Below are 18,900 nucleotides of genomic sequence, written 5' to 3' on the forward strand. Positions count from 1 at the left end.
AATCGCCGGCCGCCGGTGAACCCGACGCCAGGCATGCTTTGCCATGTTACCGGCCTGTGACCTGCACGTCGCCTGCACGAGCCTTCCACGAGAAGATCCGAATAGTTGCCGAGTATGCATATACTCGGTATTGCATTCATCTCGACAACCAGGGAGCCCACCATGTCGGTACGTCAGAGCCTGCTCGCGATCCTCGATCAGGGCCCCTGCTACGGCTATCAGCTGCGGCACGAATTCGACCGTCGCACCGGTTCCACCTGGCCGCTGAACGTCGGACAGATCTACAACACGCTCGAGCGTCTCGAGCGTGACGGCCTCGTCGAGCGCGGGGATGCCGACGAGCAGGGTCATGTGTACTGGCAGATCACGGATGCCGGCTCCGCCGAGGTCGCGCAGTGGCTCTCCTCCCCCGTGGTGCGGACGCAGGCGACGCGGGACGAGCTCGCGATCAAGCTCGCCGTGGCCGCGACGCTTCCCGGAGTCGACGTCGCAGCGGTCATCCAGTCGCAGCGCACGGCGTCGCTGCGACAGCTGCAGTCCCTGCAGCGGGCGAAGTACGCCGGCGGTGACGCCGACGGTCCGGAGGAGCTCTCCTGGGCGCTGGTCGTCGATTCGATGATCTTCGCCGCGGAGGCCGAGGTGCGGTGGCTCGACCACACGGAACAGCGCCTCGCCCTGCACCCGCGACAGGCGATGGCGCTCGAACTCGCGACCGAGCGCCCCAAGCGCGGGCGGCCCGCGAAAGCTGGTGCTCCCTTCGCGGATGCGGCTCCCTCACTGTGAGCGCCGAGACGGTCCTGCGACTGGTCGGGGTGACGCAGCAGTACGGGAACGGCGCGACGGCGGTGTCGGCACTCTCGGGTGTCGACCTGGAGGTTCGCCGCGGGGAGCTCGTCGCCGTCATGGGTGCCTCCGGCTCCGGCAAGTCGACTCTGCTCGCCATAGCCGGCGGTCTCGCTCGACCCACCACCGGTGAAGTCGTCATCGAGGGCGCGTTCCTCAGCGAACAGAGCGCCGCGGAGGTCGCCCGCCTGCGTCGACGTTCCCTCGGTTTCGTCTTCCAGGACTTCAATCTGATCCCCACGCTCACCGCCATCGAGAACGTGACACTCCCGCTGGAACTCGACGGCTTCCGCACCCGGGTCGCCCGCCGCGCGGGGAAGGACGCTCTGCAGTCCGTCGGCCTGGCGGACAAGCTCGACTCCTATCCGGACGATCTCTCCGGAGGTCAGCAGCAGCGCATCGCGATCGCTCGCGCCGTGGTCGGCGGACGACGACTCATCCTCGCCGACGAGCCGACGGGCGCATTGGATTCCGTCACCGGCGAACTGGTGCTCCGGATGCTCCGCGGACGAGTGGATGCGGGTGCGGCGGGCATCCTCGTCACGCACGAGGCGCGCCATGCGGCATTCGCCGACCGGATCGTGTTTCTCCGGGACGGGAGGATCGTCGACGAGACCCGGCGCGACGACGCCGAGGTGCTGCTGAGCGGGACGGGCCGATGACCGCGACCGTCGAGCGACCGGAGACGAGGACGTCCGACCGCCCCTCCTCGTCCGTCCGACGGCCGGGAAGACGCGCCCGCTGGCGCGTCGCCGCCCGGCTTGCGCACCGGCAGCTGCGACGCACCCTGCTGTCGAGCGCCCTCATCGGCACGCTCGTCCTGCTCCCGATCGCAGCCATGACCGCCTACGCGGTCATAGGGGCGAGCATGATCGGCACCCCGCAGGAACGCGTGACCGCGGAACTGGGACAGATGGAGGCATGGGTCTCGGTGGGCGGTATACCGGACAGCGGATTCTGGCAGTCCCCCATCGACCCCACGTGGACGGGATATCCCGACAACTCCGGCAATACCCCCGAGGGGACGCCGATCGCCGATCCGACCGCTGCGCTGCCGTCCGGCACCGAGGCGATCCGGGTCGTCGAGTCCACCGTGCGTGTGCAGACTCCCGACGGCGTGACCGGGATGCCCGCGTGGGGAGGCGAGGTCTGGGATGAGCGCTTCGAGGGACGGTACGAGCTTCTCGACGGGGCGACCGCGCGGTCCGGCCGCGAGATCATGGCGACCCCGGCCGCACTCGAGCGGCTCGGGATCGCGATCGGTGACGAGGTCGTCGTCACCGACGGCGACCGCAGCTACACCGTCGTCGGAACCCTGGACTCGGCGGTCCTCTCCGATGCGACCTCCGCGCTCTTCCTGCCGGCGAGCGCCGGACTCTCGGGCGACGCCCGCTGGTATCTCCCCGACCTGTCGCTCAACTGGCCGGAGGTCGAGAAGCTGAACGAAGACGGTGTGGTCGCCTACTCGCGGTCGGTGATCCAGGAGCCGCCGGTCCTCTCGGACAAGACGAGGGGCGGGTGGTCCGGAGCAGACGACGGCGCCCTGTGGACGGTGCTCATCGTACTCATCGCCGGCGGGCTCTTCGCCGCGTACGTCGTCGTGATGCTGGCGGGCGCCGCCTTCGCGGTCGCCGCACGCCGCCAGCAGCGGTCTCTCGCCGTCGCCGCGAGCGTGGGAGCCGCGCCGGCCGACCTCCGCCGGGTCATCCTGCTCCAGGGCACGGCCCTGGGCCTCATCTCCGGCATTCTCGGTCTCGCCCTCGGCGTCGGGGCAGCCGCGGTGACGATGGCACTCCTCGCCGACGGATCGGCCACCCAGTTCTGGGGCTTCCACGTGCCGTGGCTGATCCTGGCGGGGATCCTGACCTTCTCGGTGCTGGTGGGAACCGCATCCGCAGTGCTTCCCGCACGCACGGTCGCCCGCACCGACACCCTCAGTGCGCTGCGCGGCGCGCGTCGTCCGCAGAGACCCCGTGCGTCGCGACCGATCTGGGGATCGATCCTGCTGATCCTCGGCGTCGCGCTCACGATCGGCAGCGCGTTCGCGATCCTCGCCATCGAGGTCACGGATCTGCCGTGGGACTCGCCGCTGCGGGCTATTCCTCCGTTCGGCATCGTCATCGGGCCGATCCTCGTGCAGATCGGCATCTTGCTCTCCGGTCGCTGGCTGCTGTGGATCACCGCCAAAGCGCTCTCGCCCGTCAGCGTCGCCGCTCGCATCGCCGCCCGCGACGCCGCGGCGAACTCCTCACGCACGGTTCCCGCTTTCGCTGCGATCGCCGCGACCGTCTTCGTCGCGGTCTTCGCCATGAGCCAGACCTCCATGCAGAACGCGTGGACCGCGCGGGATTGGGCCTACCAGGCTCCGGTCGGCACCCTCGCCATCGCGATCCAGCCGACCGGAGCGGAGTCGACCGTCGACTCCTCCGTCGCTTCCGAGGCGACCGACGCGGGAATCGCGCTCGCGGACAGCGTGGGGGCGTCCGGCACGGCCGTGATCGCCCGCCAGCCCGAGGTGTGGGGCTACGCGAACTCCCTCGACATCCCCGCGGACGAGACGAGGGTCATCGCCGTGATGCCGGACCGTCATCTTTTCGACCCGGAGGTCGAGAACTCGTTCACGGCGAACGGACAGAACCGACCGAACCCGATCGCGGTGGTCTCGGTGGACGAGCTCGACGAGGCCCTCGGCATCACGGTGAGTTCCGCACAGCGCGCCGCCTACCGAGACGGCGCCGCGATCGTCACCGACCCGCAGTACGTCACCGACGGCACGATCGACGTCGGGGCCTGGAGCGGCCGCGATGTGTACGACGGGAAGGCGCCCGACAACATCTGGACCGCATGGGAAGACGGACCATCACGTGGCGAGCCGCTCTGGGAGCGGAAGGTCGACGCCATCGCACTCGAGCTCCCCCACCAGGCCGTCGCGGTAGCGGTCGCCCCGGAGACGGCGGCGGAGTTCGAGATGGCGACGCGTCCCAGCATGGTGATCGCCGCGTTCGACGCCCCCGTGCCGGTGGAGGTACGCGACCGCGTGCAGGAGAACGCCGATGCGCTGGGCACAGCAGACTGGATCCTCTCCCCGTACTTCGAGAACGGCCCGCCCGACGACTCGCTGTGGATCGTGCCGATCCTGAGCGCCGTGGGTGTCCTCGTCCTCGGCGCGAGCGGGGTGGCCCTGAGCCTGGCGCGGTTCGAGCGCCGCCCCGACGACGCCACGCTCTCCGCGATCGGCGGCACGAACGGGCTCCGTCGCCGGGTCGGCCTCTGGCAGGGACTCATCATCGCCGGGTTCGGTACTCTCGCGGGTGCGGTGGCCGGGGTGCTCCCCCCGATCGGGTTCGCGATCCAGTCGCGAGGCGTTCTTCTGATCCCCGACATCCCCTGGGGCGTGCTCGCCCTGCTTGCGGTCGCCCTGCCTCTCGCGATCGCCGCGGTCAGCTGGCTCATCCCCCCACGGCGCGCAGAGCTCACGCGACGTACGGCGATCGCCTGACGTGCCCTGAGCGAACAGCGCCTGCCCGGAGCGGATGCTCAGCCACCGCCGGTACGCGAGAAACTAGGATCGACCTATGGCTGGAATTTGGGGCAGACGCAAACGCGAACAGGAAGAACTCGCCGCACAGGACGCCGATCTCGCACGTCGCGCCGAGCAGGCGCTGGTCGGCGCCGACGAGCGGATTCGCACGACGTCGGACGAGCTCTCCTTCGCCGAGGCCGAGCTGGGTGAATCGCTGACCGCCGACCTGCGCACGGCTCTCACCGCGGTGCGCACCCATCTGCGCGAGGCATTCCAGCTCCACCAGCTGAACCATGACGAGATCCCCGACACGGCCGAGGAGCTGCGCACGCGGAATGCGCGCATCCTGCAGCTCTGCGACTGGGCTCAGGACCTTCTCGACGAGAAGACCTCCGTCCTCGCCGAATCCGTCGCCAAGGTTCGCCGAGCACCCGAGATCATCGCGCAGGTGCGGGCGGATGCCGCCGCGCTCAGCACCCGCATCCCCCAGACCAACGAGGCCGTCGCACGCCTCTCGGCTCGCTACGCCGATTCCGCGATGCACCAGATCACCGCCAGCGCCGCCGAGGCCGAGCAGCTCATCCGCTTCGCCACCCACAGCGCCGACATCTCCGAACGCCGTCGTGCAGCCAAACAGAACGAAGAGGCGAATGTCGCCCTCGAGACAGCGACCGAGGCCACCCGGCGCGCATCCGCGCTTCTGGATGCGGTCGAGGACTTCGAGATCGAGGCACTCCGAGCAGAATCCACCCTCGCCGAAGTCGTCGCCGACTCGCGCGGCGACCTCATCGCGGCACGCAACGCCCCGTCGGTGCCGGCCGTCGCCGAAGCGGTGGCCGCGCTCCAAGCCGCCCTCGCCGCTCTCACACCGGCCGGTCAGCCCAATGACCCGTTCGCCGAGCTGTCCCAGTTGCGCGACGCCAACTCCGCGCTGGACGAGGCGATCGCCAAGGCCCGGCACCGCGCCGAGAATCCACTCCCCAGCCTCGCCCAGGTGCAGCATGCGATCGACGACGCCGACCGTCAGCTCGGCGTCGCGCGCGGCCTCATCGCCGGCCACCGCGGCTGGATCGGTGCCGACGCCCGCACGCGCCTGGCCGAGGCCGAGCGCCTCCGCGTCGATGTCTCCGATCTCCTGCCAGCGGAGGACACGCGCGAAGCCGCCCTGGTGCAGGCCCGTCGGGTCGCGCATCTCGCTTCCGAGGCTCTCCAGCTCGCCCAGCGCGACATCGATTCCTCGCGTCCGCGCGATCAGGACTGGGGCGGCGGTGGCGGCTGGGGCGGCGGGCCGCGGCGCGGTGGTGGCGGCGGCGACCTCGCATCCGGCATCCTCGGCGGACTCGTGATCGGCAGCCTCCTGGACGGCATCTTCGACTGACGACCCGCACCTGCGTCCTCAGACGCCAGAACGGCCCGGTCCCGCGAGGGACCGGGCCGTTCTGCGACTCCGTCAGGAAGCGAGCGCCTCAGACGGCGGCGCCTGCGTGCTCAGTGCGATCACGCCGTAGTCCCAGCCCTTGCGTCGGTACACGACGCTCGGGTGGTCGGTGCGGACATCGACGAAGAGGAAGAAGTCGTGTCCGACCAGTTCCATCCGATCGACCGCCTCTTCCACAGTCATCCACTCGGCGTCGAAACTCTTCGTGCGGATGACGACGGGCGAGTAGGTCTCGTCTTCCGGCTGCTGCACCGGCACGTTGCCCGTCGCGACGGCATGAAGAACATCCGCGGATGCCGGCTGGACGTCGATGCCTTCCAGCGATCCGCTGCCCTTCTCGAAATGGGCGCCGCGCGGGTGCTGTCGGCCATCGACACGCTTCTCCTTCGCACGACGAAGTTGCTCGGACATCTTGTCGATGGCGAGGTCGAGAGCCACGAACTTGTCGCCGTCCGTCGCCTCCGCGCGGACGACAGGCCCCTTGCCCACCAGCGTCAGCTCGACGGTCTCGTCCGGGATGCGGCCGTTGCGATACACGCGGTGGGTGACTTTGACGTCCAGCCGTTGCGCCCGTGACGCGAACATCTGGACCTTGGCGATCTTCTCTTCGACAACGGTTCGGAAGCGATCGGTGATACCCACTCCGACGCCAACGATGCTTGTTTCCATTGCTGCCTCCTTGTCCCGGTCCTCCCGGCCAAGGGCGGACCGTGGTCGCCTTGTGTCACCCCACCGTAGTCCGACCGTCGACGGATGTCACGGGGTTGCGACCCTGTGTCGCCGGTGCGTTCTCGATGAGGTTCCTCAGAATCCCGATCGATGCGGCGTGGCGGCGAGCGCGACCGCCACCACAGTGCGAAAGCCGGCCGCTCGGAGCGCCCTGGCTGCCTCGTCGAGCGTGGCACCGGTGGTGACGACGTCGTCGACGAGCACGACCTCGGCGCCCCCTCCCCGTCCCCGTGCACGCATCGTGCCGCGAACGTTCTCCTCGCGCTCACGCGCACCCAGGCCACGCTGGTCGGCCGCTGCGGCCACGACCGCGAGCAGCGGCTGCGGCTGTGCGTGTGCACGACGGATCAGCAGCTCGGGGACGCGATAGCCACGGCGGCGGAACGCTCTTCGCGCGGTGGGGACCGGCACGATCCAGGTCATCGGCGTCACGAATGGGGAGAGCACCGTCGCGAGCGCCGTGGCCAGCGGCCGCGCGAGATACGTCTCACCCTCACCCTTGAGCCGGCGGATGCAGCGTGCCGCGACCCCTTCGAACTCGAGCGCGGCGTGCACAGGCAGACCTCCCGGCGTCAGCGAGGATCGCGGGCGCGGTGTCAGGTCGCACCGGCACCGCGGACACAGCAGCGTTCCCGGCTGGTCACAGCCTGCGCACGTCGCCGCCAGCAGGAACGCCGCCAACTCCGTTCCGACACCGAGGAGACGAGAAGATGTCCGCATCCGACGATTCTGGGGCCGCGCCCTCGACCATGCAGACGAAGAAGCCGCTGCCGCCGAGAACCGCGACCATTCCCCTGGCGTGCAGGAAGAGTCACTCTCCGACGCGCGTGGCGAGCACCGAGACGTCGGACGCCACCTCGCGCCACGCCGACCCCGCATGGGCGAACAGCTGCCCGCCGGCGCCGAGGATGCGAACGCCGGCAGCGGTCCGCGCACCTGCGGCCGAGACGGCGTCGCCCGGAGCGGCCTCCGAGGTGCCGGGTCCGCCCACCGTCTGGGTGATGAGCCGGGGGCTGACCGGATCCACCAGCACACCCAGCCGATCCGGCCCCAGCCACACCAGACCGGTCGCCGGCTCGTCGATCTGCACCAGCTGCTTGGCATCTCCGAGTTCCACCGGGAGTCCCGCCGAGTCGCGGACGACGGCGGCCACGACGACCCAGCGCTGCTTGCCGACGGTGACCACCGCTGCCACGCGGCTGCCGTCTCCGGCGACGCGCAGGTCCGAGATCGCTGACGCCGTCGGCCATGCGTTCCCGATCGCGTGCGCGGCGATATCGCTCCCCCAGGCCTGCAGGGCCGCCGGGTCTCCTTCAGGAACGGTCCAGGTGTAACCGTATGGATCCAGGGACGGTTCGATGAGCCCCGGTGGCGCATCGAACTCGTTGCGGCTTCCATCGCCCACCCGGTACACCCGCCCGTCACCGAGCTGGACGGCCGCGATGGAGTCGTCGAGTGCCACATCGATCGATGCGATGGGCTGCGGCATCGCAGCGATCTCGGTACTGATCCCGGCGATCGGGGAGATCTCGTCCCCCACGATGCGACCGAACGCGCCGTTCTGCAGCACGAGCGTGCCGATCTCCGCCGACGGCTCCACGACGTCGACGACCCCGGCGTCGACGCTACGGCCGTCCACGGTGAACTGCACGCGGGTGACGGCGACCCCCGCGGCCCGGAGAGTGGCCTGCAACTGCGTGCGCATGCGAGAGAGCGTGGTCTCGTCGAGCGCGGTCGCCGGACGGGTGAGGGCGACGTCGGCCACCTGCCCGGTGATGAGGACGGCATCCTGGGCAAGCTGCACGTCGGCAGGGAAGGCGTTCTGCACGGCCGGGTCGAGCCAATCGCTGGGAGCACCGCCGATCAGGGCTTGCGTCACCGTCGTCGCCGGACTCTGCCGCCGCGGGAACCACCGCATGTCGGGTACCAGTCGCGACCAGCTGAGGTCGAAGTACTGGAGCGGATACCCCTCGAAGACGTTCTCGAACCGCGGCTCATCGATCACGATCCCGTCGAGCGCTTCCGTGATGCGCCATTCGCCGTCCTCCATGCGCTGCAGCGTGAACGGCATGGTGGAGGCTCCGAGCGCTTCCGAATAGGTGTTGGCATCGTCGACGCTGGCGACCAGATCGAGCAGGACCTGGACGTCGGCCGAGTCCGCATCCTCGACGTCCGCGGGAGGAACGGTCGAGGTGATGGTCCGCGTGTCCGTTCCGGTGTCGATCGACACCCCCGCCGCCGGCCGCCACGTGCGCTGCAGGTCGGGAGCGAGGAACTCCCGCGCCGTCGCCCAGTTGTCGGACGTCGTGATCCCCGCTTCGAGGAATCCCTCGACGATCTCCTCGGGACCGGCGCCCTTGATCGGCCCGGAGGCCACGGGGAGGAAGTCGACATCCTGCGTGGACTCGCCGAGCTCGAGCCCCACCGAGACCCCACCGCTGGTCGGAAGCCCGGCACAGGCCGAGAGCAGGAGCGCCACGAGGGCCACCGCGCCGCCGCGCAGCGTCCTCGTCCACCTCGTCCGATTCATGATCTGTCACTCTCGTCGAAGAGCTCGGGAGGAGGCTCGGCCAGGGAGATCGGCTGGGTCGCATCCCCGAGTTCGGCGAGGGGCTCCTGCGGTTCGATCGGGACGGGGCTCGGGCCGTCCAGCACACCGTCGTGACGAGGGATGGTGAGGACGAAGTTCGTGCCGACGCCCAGCTCCGACCAGACGGCGAGCGTACCGCCGTGCAGCGTGGCGTCGCCGAGCGCGATGGACAGTCCCAGCCCGGTCCCTCCGATCGTCCGCTGACGAGAGGGATCAGCGCGCCAGAATCGGTCGAACACCCGTTCCGCGTCGTCCGGCTCCATTCCCATCCCGAAGTCTCGCACGCCCGCTGCCACCGCATGCTGGTTGCTGTCGATCGTGATGACGACCGGGCGCCCCTCACCGTGCTCGATGGCGTTGCCGATCAGGTTGCGCAGCACTCGCCGCACGCGCCGCGGGTCCATGTCGACCGGCGAATACCCGCCGGGGGCGACCAGCCTCAGCTCCGTGCCGTGTCCCTCCGCGAGCGGTCGCATCTGATCGATGATGTCCTCCGCCAGATGCGCGAGGCTCGTCGCCTCCAACTCGAGCTGCACCGACCCCGCATCGTACCGACTGATCTCCAGCAGGTCGGAGAGCAGTGTCTCGAACCGCTGCACCTGCGTGTGCAGCAGTTCAGCGGTGCGTGCGGTGGTGGGATCGAACTCCTCGCGCTGGTCGTTGAGCATGTCGGCGGCGAGCCGGATCGTGGTGAGCGGAGTGCGGAGCTCGTGCGAGACATCGGAGACGAAGCGCTGCTGCACCATCGACAGCTCACCGAGCTCCTTGATCTGCGCCTCGATGCTGTCGGCCATCGCGTTGAAGGACCGACCGAGCACGGCGAGTTCGTCCTCGCCGTGCACGTCGATGCGCACTCCGAGCTCGCCCGCAGCGAGACGTGCGCTCGTCTCCGCGGCCTGCACGATCGGGGAAGCCACCGCCCGCAGCACGATCCACGAGATCGCGGCGACGATGGCCCCCAGCCCGATCCCGGCGATCCACAGTGTGCGCTGCACGAACACGAGGGTCTGATCGGCATCGCCGAGGTCGTAGGCGAAGTAGATCTCGAAGGGTCCGGCCTCGGGCACCTGCAGCTGCTGCCCCACGACGATGCCGGGAACCGCCGCGCCGTCCGCCACCGGGAGCGCCACCGACTGCCACGCCTGGCGATCGTCGAGCTTGACCACCCGGGCGCGGAGGTTCGGGCTCAACAGGCTCTCGTTCAACCCCGCCTCGAAGCCGTTCAGCCGCGCGGTGTCCGCGCCGGTGTCGATCTTGTAGCCCGCGAGCTGATCGGTACTCGATGTGCGAGCGAGCGTGTCCTGGATGCCGGCCCAGAGGCTCGAGAGCGCAGCGGGATCATCTCCCACCTCCGCCACGTCGAGGATGCGCTGGGCCTGGTCGACCGCGCGGCGTGCGTCTTCGAGAGCGACCGTCTTGCGGGAGATGAAGAGGTCGTTCTGGATCACGAGAGCCATCGTCACGCAGGTGATGAAGATCGCCAGCGAGGTCGCGAGCAGTGTGATGGACAGAGTGCGGAACCGCAGCGAGCGTCGCCACAGGGTGCCGAGCATCGTCGGCCAGCCGCGCCAGTCGCGCAGGACAGCGACCGTCGCGGTGGTCGCTGTCGTCGCGGCCATCGTGCTCCTAGCCGACGCTCCCGGCACGGTAGCCGACGCCACGCACCGTCATCACGATCTTCGGGTTGTCCGGGTCGAGCTCGACCTTCGCGCGGAGGCGCTGCACGTGCACGTTCACCAGCCGGGTGTCGGCCTTGTAGTGGTACCCCCACACCTGCTCGAGGAGCATCTCGCGGGAGAACACCTGCTGCGGCTTGGAGGCGAGTGCGACCAGCAGCTGGAACTCCAGCGGTGTGAGCGCGATCGGCGCCGTGCCACGACGCACCTCATGGGCGTCGACATCGACGGTGAGGTCCCCCACCCGCAGTTGCTCGCTGGTGGTCTGCGGCGTCGGACGCAGTCGGGTGCGGATCCGGGCGACGAGCTCCTTCGGGTTGAAGGGCTTGACCATGTAGTCGTCGGCGCCCACCTCGAGTCCGCGGACGACGTCCGCGGTGTCGCTGCGCGCCGTGAGCATGATGATCGGCACGCCTGATTCCGCGCGTATGCGGGTGCAGATCTCGATCCCGTCCATCCCGGGCAGCATGAGGTCGAGCAGCACGAGATCGGGCCGCTGCGAGCGCCACTCGTCGACGGCTCGCGCGCCGTCTGCGCAGAACACCGGCTCGAATCCCTCGGTGCGCAGCACGATGCCGATCATCTCGGCGAGCGCTGTGTCATCGTCGACCACGAGAATGCGTGAGGTCATAACTGTTACCTTATGGCACCGAGTCCCGCCGACCCCAGGTCTGCGCACCACGTGTGCGGTGTGACACGATGGAGCCACCATGGAGGGAGTGCCTTTGAGTGGCCAGATGTGGACGCCCGCGCCGAAGAAGGGGATCATCCCCCTTCATCCGCTGACGTTCGGGATGCTGCTGGGCAGGGCCTTCGCGGCGCTGCGACACAACCCGAAGGTGCTGTTCGGCTTCGCCGTCGTGATCCAGCTCGTCGCGACCGTCATCACGGCGTCCGTGATGGGGGTCGTCCTGTTCACGACATTCTCCCGCCTGGAGACCGTCTCCCCCTCCTCGCCCGACTTCGAGGCCGTGCTGGCCGGGACCATCGGCATCAACCTCATCGCCGGCCTCGGCGTCGGACTGGCCTCGATCGCCTTCACGGCCATGATGCAGGGCGTGGTCGCCGCGGAGATCGGTTACGCCGCCGTCGGCGTCAAGGCCACGCTGCGAATGCTCTGGCGCCGGATGGCGCCGGCGTTCTGGCGTCTCGCCGGTTTCGCGTCGCTTTCGATGATCGCACTGTTCGGTGTCCTCGCGATCGTCGTGACCATCATTGCCGCGTTCGTGGCCGGTGGTGCGGGGGGAAGCGTCGAGCTCATCGGGATCGTCGTCCTCGTCGTGGTCCTCCTCGGACTCGCCGCGATCCCGCTGTCCGTCTGGCTGACGACGAAGCTGCTGCTGGTGCCGTCGATCCTCGTCCTCGAGCGCGCACGGTTCCGCGACGCCTTCGTGCGCTCCTGGCGACTCACCCGGGGCCGTTTCTGGGTCGCCTTCGGGGTCACCTTCCTCGTCAGCGCCATCATGGGCGTCGCGGCGCAGGTGGTCAGCATCCCGGCCACGCTGCTGAGCAGCCTTCTCGGGTCGGTCATCGCGCCGACGGGCGCCGAAGATCCGAGCGCCATCGTCGGTTTCGTCCTCGCCTTCCTCGCACCCCAGATCCTGCTCCTCGTCATCCAGGCGATCACCCTCGTCGTGCAGAGCACCGGTTCGGCGCTCGTCTACCTCGACTGCCGGATGCGGTACGAGGGGCTGGACCAGACGCTCATCGCTTATGTCGAGCACCGTAATCTCGGGAGGGCGGACGAGGAGCTGGGCGACCCGTTCATCGTCGATCCCGCGCGAGCCGTCAGCTCGGCGCCTCCGCCCCGGCAGGTGCCGGACCACGTTCTGATGGCACAGGGCGCCTACCCGCAGCCATACCCGGGACAGTCGTATCCGCAGCAACCGCAGGCATACGCACCGCAGCCGCAGCCGTACCCCGGACAGTCTTACGGGCATCAGCCGCACGCGCCGCAGCAGAACGGCGTGACGACGACCGCACCCGCGCCGGTCGCGGATGCACCCGGGGCGTTCCCACCGCCGCCGCCCCCTGCGGCGAGTGCCGTCACGCCTCGCCCGACGCCCGGCCCCGCTGACGGAGGCTGGGCTGCTCCCGGCAGCGACGACACGGCATGATCTCCCGGTTCGACGACCTGTTCATCCCCGACGGGGATGAGGCACGCCGATGGGCGGAAGACGAGCTCGCCAACCCGCGGTATGCGGATGCGAAGCCCACGTGGTTCGATCTGGTCGCGCGGGACATCGGCCGCTTCCTCGCCGATCTGTTCAGCTCGGACAACGGGGCGAACATCGGCCCGTCCGCCCTCATCATCGTGACGGTCGTCATCGTGGCGGCTCTCATCGCGGCCCTCGTCATCTGGGGTCGGCCGCGCAGCTCCCGTGCCGTGCGACGTGCACGGGGCGACCTCCTCGGCGAGTCCGATGACCGCACGGCAGCGCAGCTCCGGTCCGATTCCGAGCGCAGTGCCCGTGCCGGCGACTGGAACACGGCGACGATCCTCCGCTACCGCGCGATCGCGCGCAGCCTGCTGGAACGCGATCTGATCGACCCCGCTCCCGGTGCCACCGCGCAGTCGATAGCCCGCGACGCCGGCGCCGTCTTCGCCGACGAGGCCCCGGCCCTGCGCCGCGCGGCCGTGGCGTTCGACGACGTCCGCTACCTCGGCCGCCCGGCGACGGAAGAGATCTATCAGGACCTCGCGGCAACCGACGAGCGTCTCCGCACCCGTCGGCTCGAGGCGGTGCCCGCATGACCGCAACCGAGCAGAGCGGTGTCCCGGCGACGGCCGAGCGCCGACCGCGCAGGACGAAGTCCATCGTCGGCTGGCTGATCCTCGTCGTCCTCGTCGTGCTCGTCGTCTTCGTCGCCATCCGAGTCAGTGCTGCACCGCCGGGCGAACACGGAGCTCTCGATCCCGAAGGGCGTGATGACTCCGGCGCCCTCGCCCTCGCGGAGATCCTGCGTGACCAGGGGGTCGAGGTCGACATCCACCGATCACGGGCGGAGGCACGTGCCGCCGTCGACGGGGGAACCACGCTGGTGATGGCGAACCCGTACACGCTGACCGATGGCGCCCTGGAGACGCTGATGGAACCGGCGGATCGCGTCGTCTTCCTCTCGACAAGCTCGCACCTGATGAGCGCACTGCGCATCGGCGAGAACGCCCCGGGCACACGCGCGGCCGTGACGGCAGGATGCGATGTCCCGGAGTTCGCCGAGGTCGGCACGATCCGGGCCGATCGACTCTTCGCGCCCGCCGCCGAAGTTGAGGGGTGCTTCGGCGATGCCGACGGCGCCGCCGTGCTCATCGACGACCGCGGCGGTGACCGCGTCGCCGTCGTCGAGGGCACCAGGCTCTTCAGCAACGCGTACCTGGCGGAGAACGGCAACGCCGCCCTGGCGCTCGCGCTGCTCGGGCAGACCGAGCGGGTCGTCTGGTATGTCCCGAGCTTCAGTGACTCCGACATCGAGGGCAAGTCGGTCGACACGCTGGGGAGCCTCACACCGCCCTGGGTCACTCCGGCGATCCTCCTGCTGCTGCTCGCCGGGGTCGCCGCGTCGATCTGGCGCGGTCAGCGTTTCGGGCCCCTGGTCGCCGAGACCTTGCCGGTGACGGTGCGCGCGTCCGAGACGATGCACGGTCGTGCACGCCTCACGGCCAGAGCGGCCGACGCCGCGCACGCTGCAGAGGCCCTTCGCGACGGCGCGCAGCGGCGCCTCGCCCGCCGACTGGGCCTGGCCGTGCATGCCGGCGCAGACGAGGTCGCCGACGCCGCGTCCGACCGGCTCCGGATCCCTCGGGGAACACTGCAGACGCTGCTGGCGGGACCTCTTCCCACCGACGACGCCGCCCTGGTCGACCTCGCTCGGCGTCTCGATGAGCTCGAGGCGGCCGTGGAGACCAGCACCCGCCGACCGACCATCCATCCCACAGAAGCCGAGGGAACCACGTGACCGTTGAGAACCACTCCACCGACGACGCCGCGCTTCGTCAGGCCATGCACCGGGTGCGCACCGAGGTCGATAAGGCGGTCATCGGCCAGGCCGGCACCGTCACCGGCCTCCTCGTCTCGCTGCTCGCACGCGGCCATGTGCTCCTGGAAGGAGTGCCCGGCGTCGCCAAGACGTTGGTGGTCCGCTCGTTCGCCCGCGCCCTCGGCCTCGACACGAAACGCGTGCAGTTCACGCCGGACCTGATGCCGGGCGACGTCACGGGTTCCCTCGTGTACGACGCACGCACGGGTGAGTTCGACTTCCGTGCCGGCCCGGTCTTCACGAACATCCTGCTCGCGGACGAGATCAACCGGACGCCGCCGAAGACGCAGGCCGCCCTCCTCGAAGCCATGGAGGAGCGCCAGGTTTCGGCCGACGGCGTCAGCCGCTCGCTGCCCGACCCCTTCCTCGTCGCCGCGACGCAGAACCCGATCGAACACGAGGGCACGTACTCGCTGCCGGAAGCGCAGTTGGATCGCTTCCTGATGAAGCTCGTCGTCGGTATGCCGGAACGCGATGCCGAGGTGTCGGTGCTCCGCCGGCACGCCGAGGGCTTCTCCCCGCGCGAGCTGACCGGCGTCGAGGCCGTGGTCTCTGCGGACGAGATCCGCGCGGCGCAGCAGGCAGCCGCCGCGGTGGACGTCACCGACGACGTGCTCGGCTACGTCGTCGATCTGGCGCGAGCGACGAGGCAGTCCCCCTCCGTGGAACTCGGTGCCAGCCCGCGTGCGTCGACCGGCCTCCTCGCCGCGGCCAAGGCCTGGGCGTGGTTGAACGCCTCCACCGCGGTGACCCCCGATCATGTGCAGACGATGCTGGTGCCCGTATGGCGGCACCGGCTCCAGCTGCGGCCCGACGCCCAGATGGAGGGCGTCTCCGCAGACGCGGTGCTCACCTCGGTGGTGCAGCAGACCAGGGTGCCGATCTAGGTGTTCATCACCGGTCGTCTCGCCGTCGCTCTCGCCGTCGGCATCGTCCCGCTGGTCCTCGCCGGGCTCGCGGGTTACCCGGCGTACGCGGTGCTGGGCGCCTGGATCGGCCTGTGCATCCTGCTGGTGGTCGTGGACGTCTCTCTCGCCGCCAGCGCCCGGTCGGTGACCGTGAGTCGCCGCGTGCCGAAGCGCGCCCGACTCGGCGAACAGGTCCCGGTGAGTGTCGCCGTGCACAACCACGGCACCAGGGCGCTGCACGCGGTGCTCCGCGACGCCTGGCAGCCCACGGCCGGTGCTCCCGCGGAGAGACAGCAGCTGCAGGTCGCCCCGGGCGAGCGAGGCCGCGTCGCCATCCCCCTCACCCCCCGCCGACGCGGCGAACTGGTGAGCGAGTTCGTGATGATCCGCTCCCGCGGGCCCCTCGGCCTCGCCGGTCGGCAGGCACGGCATCCGGTCCGCGGCGCGATCCGGGTGCTTCCCGCCTTCACCTCGCGAAAGCACCTGCCCTCGCGCCTGGCGCGACTGCGCGAGCTGGACGGCAACACGAGCATCCAGGTCCGCGGCCAGGGAACCGAATTCGACTCGTTGCGCGAGTACGTCCGGGGCGACGACGTGCGTTCGATCGACTGGCGCGCGACCGCCCGCGCCGGCACCACGATGCTGCGCACCTGGCGCCCCGAACGCGACCGGCATGTCGTCATCATCATCGACACCGGTCGGACGGCGGCCGCACGCGTCGGCGACGGCACCCGCGTCGACGCCGCTCTGGAAGCGGCGCTGCTGCTGGCTGCACTCGCCGCTCGCGCGGGTGACCACGTGCATCTGCTGATGTACGACCGCGTGGTGCGCGGCCGGGTCACCGGCGTGGACGGCGCGGCACTCCTGCCGGCGATGAGCGACGCCATGGCGCCCGTGGACGCGCGCCTGGTGGACACGGACTGGCACGGTGCCTTCGCCGCCGTGCGCACGCTCACCACGCGGCCTTCTCTGATCGTCGTGCTGACCGCGCAGGACGCGGCAGAATCCGCTCGAGGGTTCCTCGGCGCCTTCCCGAACGCGTCACGTGCGACCACCGTGCTCGTCGGATCGGTCACCGATGACGGCATCGCTGCGCTGGCGCGCGAACGCGGTTCCCGCGAAGAGGTCTATCTCGCTGCCGCGGCGGAGCGGACGCTTCGTGACGCCGAGAACGTCGCGGATGCGATCCGCAGAGCCGGTGGCGAGGCGATCGCCGCCGACCCGGAACAGCTTCCGCCCCGCATCGCCGACCGCTACCTGGAGCTGAAGGCGGCGGGCCGGCTCTGACGACTGCTGTCCTCGACCCGTCCGCGGTCAGCCGGCGATGAGGCGCGGCGTCCCGGCTTCGTACTCGACGAGGTCGCCCGTCTCGCCCCGTCGATGCGCGCGGCCGCCGACGACGAGCATGTAGATGAGGAACACGGCCAGGGCGGCAGCGCCGATGCCGATCTTCACCGGCCACGGCAGCCCCCAACCGGTGACGAAACCCTCGACGAGTCCGGCGAGGAACAGGGCGAACACGAGGCCGAGAGCGACCGTCGCGAGTGAGCGCCCCTCTTCGGCCAGCGCTTCCCCACGGGTACGGTGCCCCGGAGCCACCCAGGCCCAGAACACGTGCAGACCGGCGGCCGCTGCGACGAAGATGCAGGTCATCTCGAGCATGCCGTGCGGAAGGATGTAGAGCACCATCAGATCGGCCTTGTCGTGCGCAGCCATCACCGCGCCCGACGTACCGAGGCCCATGGCGTTCTGCACGAGCATGTACACCGGCCAGATCCCCGTGACGCCGAAGAGCACGCACTGCATGGCGATCCAGGCATTGTTCGTCCAGACCATGCCCATGAACTCGGCAGCGGGGTTCTCGGTGTAGTAACCGGTAAAGCTCTCATCGGCATACTGTTCGAGCTGGTCGGGTGGGCCGAGCGTCGCGATGAGGGCCGGGTCGCTCGCGATCCACGCCGCTGTGCCGACCGCGACGGCGATGAAAGCGAGAGCGATGACCAGTGTCGTCCACCGCAACCGGTACAGGGCGGCCGGAAGCTGCAGACGGAAGAACCGCGCGGTCTGGGTCAGGATGCTGTCGGAGGCTCCGGTGAGGCGCAGCCGGGCGCGGACCAGGATCGTGGAGAGGTAGGCACCCTGCGGAGAGTCGCCGACCGACGTCTTCAGCTCGGCGAGATCTGCAGAGGCGGCGCGGTACCGCACGATCAGTTCGTCCACCCCGGCGCCGTCGAGCCGGGCGCGGCTGAGTTCCTCGAGCCGTTCCCATTCCGCACGGCGAGCATCGGTCAGCGCATCGGCATCCACCTGATTTACTGTACTCATGTCCGTCCCGATCGACGTCTCCGACGAGGTGCTCTCCGGCGAGGCCGTCGCGATCGACGTGCAGCCGGTCGGCTTCCTCCTCCGCGCGCTGGGCGCCGCGATCGACATGCTCCTCGGATATGCGGTGTTCATCCTCTGGCTCTTCCTGCGCATCTGGCTGCTCGATGCCGGGGTGCTCAGCGATGCCACCGACCGCATCGCCACGGTCGCGGCGATCGTCGTGAGCTTCGTGGTGCTGCCCATCACGATGGAGGTCGCCCTGAAGGGCCGCAGCCTCGGCAAGCTCGCCGTCGGAGGGCGGATCGTCCGCGTGGACGGCGGTGCGGCCGGGTTCCGGCACGCGTTCATCCGTGCGCTTCTCGGCGTCCTCGAGATCTACATGACCTTCGGCGGCGTCGCCGTGCTCACCGGCGCCTTCACGGCGCGCTCCCAGCGCCTGGGCGACCTGGTCGCCGGCACGTACAGCCAGCGCGTCCGCACCCCCGCACTCCCCACGCACGTGCCGGTGCTGCCGCCAGCCCTGGCCGGCTGGGCGCAGATCGCCGATGTGGCGCGCATGCCCGACCGGCTCGCGCGCCGGATCTCGCAGTTCCTCGTGAGCGCGCCGCGGATGGTCCCCGCCGCTCGAGCGCGGGTGGCGCACGACCTGCTCGCCGAGGCCACACCCTTCGTCTCCCCGATGCCTTCCGCGCCGCCGGAACAGGTACTGGTGGGCATCACGGTGCTCCGCCGGGAGCGGGAGCGACGCGCGCTGGAGAACGCCGACCATCGAGCCGAGCGGCTCACCGGCCGGCGCGTCGGCGTCTGATCCGGCTGGCGGGATGCTCAGT

The 18,900-nt window shown here is 69.9% G+C and carries 16 protein-coding genes; 10 read left to right on the forward strand and 6 right to left on the reverse strand.

The window, feature by feature from the left end:
• The first annotated feature begins 162 nt into the window (after positions 1 to 162).
• From ACCO44_RS14935 to ACCO44_RS14950, 4 genes are all read left to right on the forward strand, one after another.
• Positions 163 to 783, forward strand: coding sequence for a PadR family transcriptional regulator (locus ACCO44_RS14935; RefSeq protein WP_029261958.1), 621 nt, complete (start codon positions 163 to 165; stop codon positions 781 to 783).
• Complete coding sequence (locus ACCO44_RS14940; RefSeq protein ID WP_372467149.1) at positions 780 to 1,505, forward strand: ABC transporter ATP-binding protein; 726 nt, start codon at positions 780 to 782, stop codon at positions 1,503 to 1,505. Before ACCO44_RS14935 ends, ACCO44_RS14940 begins: the two co-directional genes overlap by 4 nt.
• Positions 1,502 to 4,342, forward strand: coding sequence for an FtsX-like permease family protein (locus ACCO44_RS14945; RefSeq protein ID WP_372467151.1), 2,841 nt, complete (start codon positions 1,502 to 1,504; stop codon positions 4,340 to 4,342). The genes ACCO44_RS14940 and ACCO44_RS14945 overlap by 4 nt, the downstream gene beginning before the upstream one ends.
• 76 nt (positions 4,343 to 4,418) lie before the next feature.
• Entirely contained in the window at positions 4,419 to 5,744 is a 1,326-nt protein-coding gene (locus tag ACCO44_RS14950; RefSeq protein WP_105709673.1) for a hypothetical protein, read from the forward strand.
• Between the two features lie 72 nt (positions 5,745 to 5,816).
• On the opposite strand, the gene hpf is transcribed toward ACCO44_RS14950, so the two are convergent.
• From hpf to mtrA, 5 genes are all read right to left on the reverse strand, one after another.
• Positions 5,817 to 6,473, reverse strand: coding sequence for a ribosome hibernation-promoting factor, HPF/YfiA family (gene hpf, locus ACCO44_RS14955; RefSeq protein ID WP_029261962.1), 657 nt, complete (start codon positions 6,471 to 6,473; stop codon positions 5,817 to 5,819).
• A 135-nt stretch (positions 6,474 to 6,608) separates the two neighbouring features.
• Positions 6,609 to 7,253, reverse strand: a complete 645-nt coding sequence (locus tag ACCO44_RS14960; protein WP_105709672.1) for a ComF family protein — start codon at positions 7,251 to 7,253, stop codon at positions 6,609 to 6,611.
• A 91-nt stretch (positions 7,254 to 7,344) separates the two neighbouring features.
• Positions 7,345 to 9,063 (reverse strand): GerMN domain-containing protein, encoded by a 1,719-nt coding sequence (locus ACCO44_RS14965; protein ID WP_029261964.1) that lies wholly within the window; start codon positions 9,061 to 9,063, stop codon positions 7,345 to 7,347.
• The gene (gene mtrB / locus ACCO44_RS14970; RefSeq protein WP_372467154.1) at positions 9,060 to 10,742 is read right to left on the reverse strand and encodes an MtrAB system histidine kinase MtrB; all 1,683 of its coding nucleotides are present in this window, start codon (positions 10,740 to 10,742) and stop codon (positions 9,060 to 9,062) included. The genes ACCO44_RS14965 and mtrB overlap by 4 nt, the downstream gene beginning before the upstream one ends.
• Before the next feature lie 7 nt (positions 10,743 to 10,749).
• Positions 10,750 to 11,430 (reverse strand): MtrAB system response regulator MtrA, encoded by a 681-nt coding sequence (gene mtrA, locus ACCO44_RS14975; RefSeq protein ID WP_029261966.1) that lies wholly within the window; start codon positions 11,428 to 11,430, stop codon positions 10,750 to 10,752.
• 106 nt (positions 11,431 to 11,536) lie between these two features.
• Between mtrA and ACCO44_RS14980 the strand changes: the two genes are divergently transcribed.
• From ACCO44_RS14980 to ACCO44_RS15000, 5 genes are read left to right on the forward strand one after another with little or no spacing between them, the layout of a single operon-like run.
• Positions 11,537 to 12,916, forward strand: coding sequence for a hypothetical protein (locus tag ACCO44_RS14980; RefSeq protein ID WP_372467156.1), 1,380 nt, complete (start codon positions 11,537 to 11,539; stop codon positions 12,914 to 12,916).
• Entirely contained in the window at positions 12,913 to 13,554 is a 642-nt protein-coding gene (locus ACCO44_RS14985) for a DUF4129 domain-containing protein (protein WP_372467158.1), read from the forward strand. The genes ACCO44_RS14980 and ACCO44_RS14985 overlap by 4 nt, the downstream gene beginning before the upstream one ends.
• The gene (locus ACCO44_RS14990) at positions 13,551 to 14,756 is read left to right on the forward strand and encodes a DUF4350 domain-containing protein (RefSeq protein WP_105709670.1); all 1,206 of its coding nucleotides are present in this window, start codon (positions 13,551 to 13,553) and stop codon (positions 14,754 to 14,756) included. Before ACCO44_RS14985 ends, ACCO44_RS14990 begins: the two co-directional genes overlap by 4 nt.
• A gap of 44 nt (positions 14,757 to 14,800) precedes the next feature.
• Complete coding sequence (locus ACCO44_RS14995) at positions 14,801 to 15,724, forward strand: AAA family ATPase (RefSeq protein WP_372469412.1); 924 nt, start codon at positions 14,801 to 14,803, stop codon at positions 15,722 to 15,724.
• Positions 15,725 to 17,032 (forward strand): DUF58 domain-containing protein, encoded by a 1,308-nt coding sequence (locus ACCO44_RS15000; protein WP_372467159.1) that lies wholly within the window; start codon positions 15,725 to 15,727, stop codon positions 17,030 to 17,032.
• A 27-nt stretch (positions 17,033 to 17,059) separates the two neighbouring features.
• On the opposite strand, the gene ACCO44_RS15005 is transcribed toward ACCO44_RS15000, so the two are convergent.
• Complete coding sequence (locus ACCO44_RS15005) at positions 17,060 to 18,052, reverse strand: stage II sporulation protein M (protein ID WP_105709667.1); 993 nt, start codon at positions 18,050 to 18,052, stop codon at positions 17,060 to 17,062.
• A 16-nt stretch (positions 18,053 to 18,068) separates the two neighbouring features.
• Between ACCO44_RS15005 and ACCO44_RS15010 the strand changes: the two genes are divergently transcribed.
• Positions 18,069 to 18,878, forward strand: a complete 810-nt coding sequence (locus ACCO44_RS15010; protein WP_372467160.1) for an RDD family protein — start codon at positions 18,069 to 18,071, stop codon at positions 18,876 to 18,878.
• Positions 18,879 to 18,900: the final 22 nt, after the last annotated feature.

Source organism: Microbacterium maritypicum (assembly GCF_041529975.1).
GTDB lineage: Bacteria > Actinomycetota > Actinomycetes > Actinomycetales > Microbacteriaceae > Microbacterium.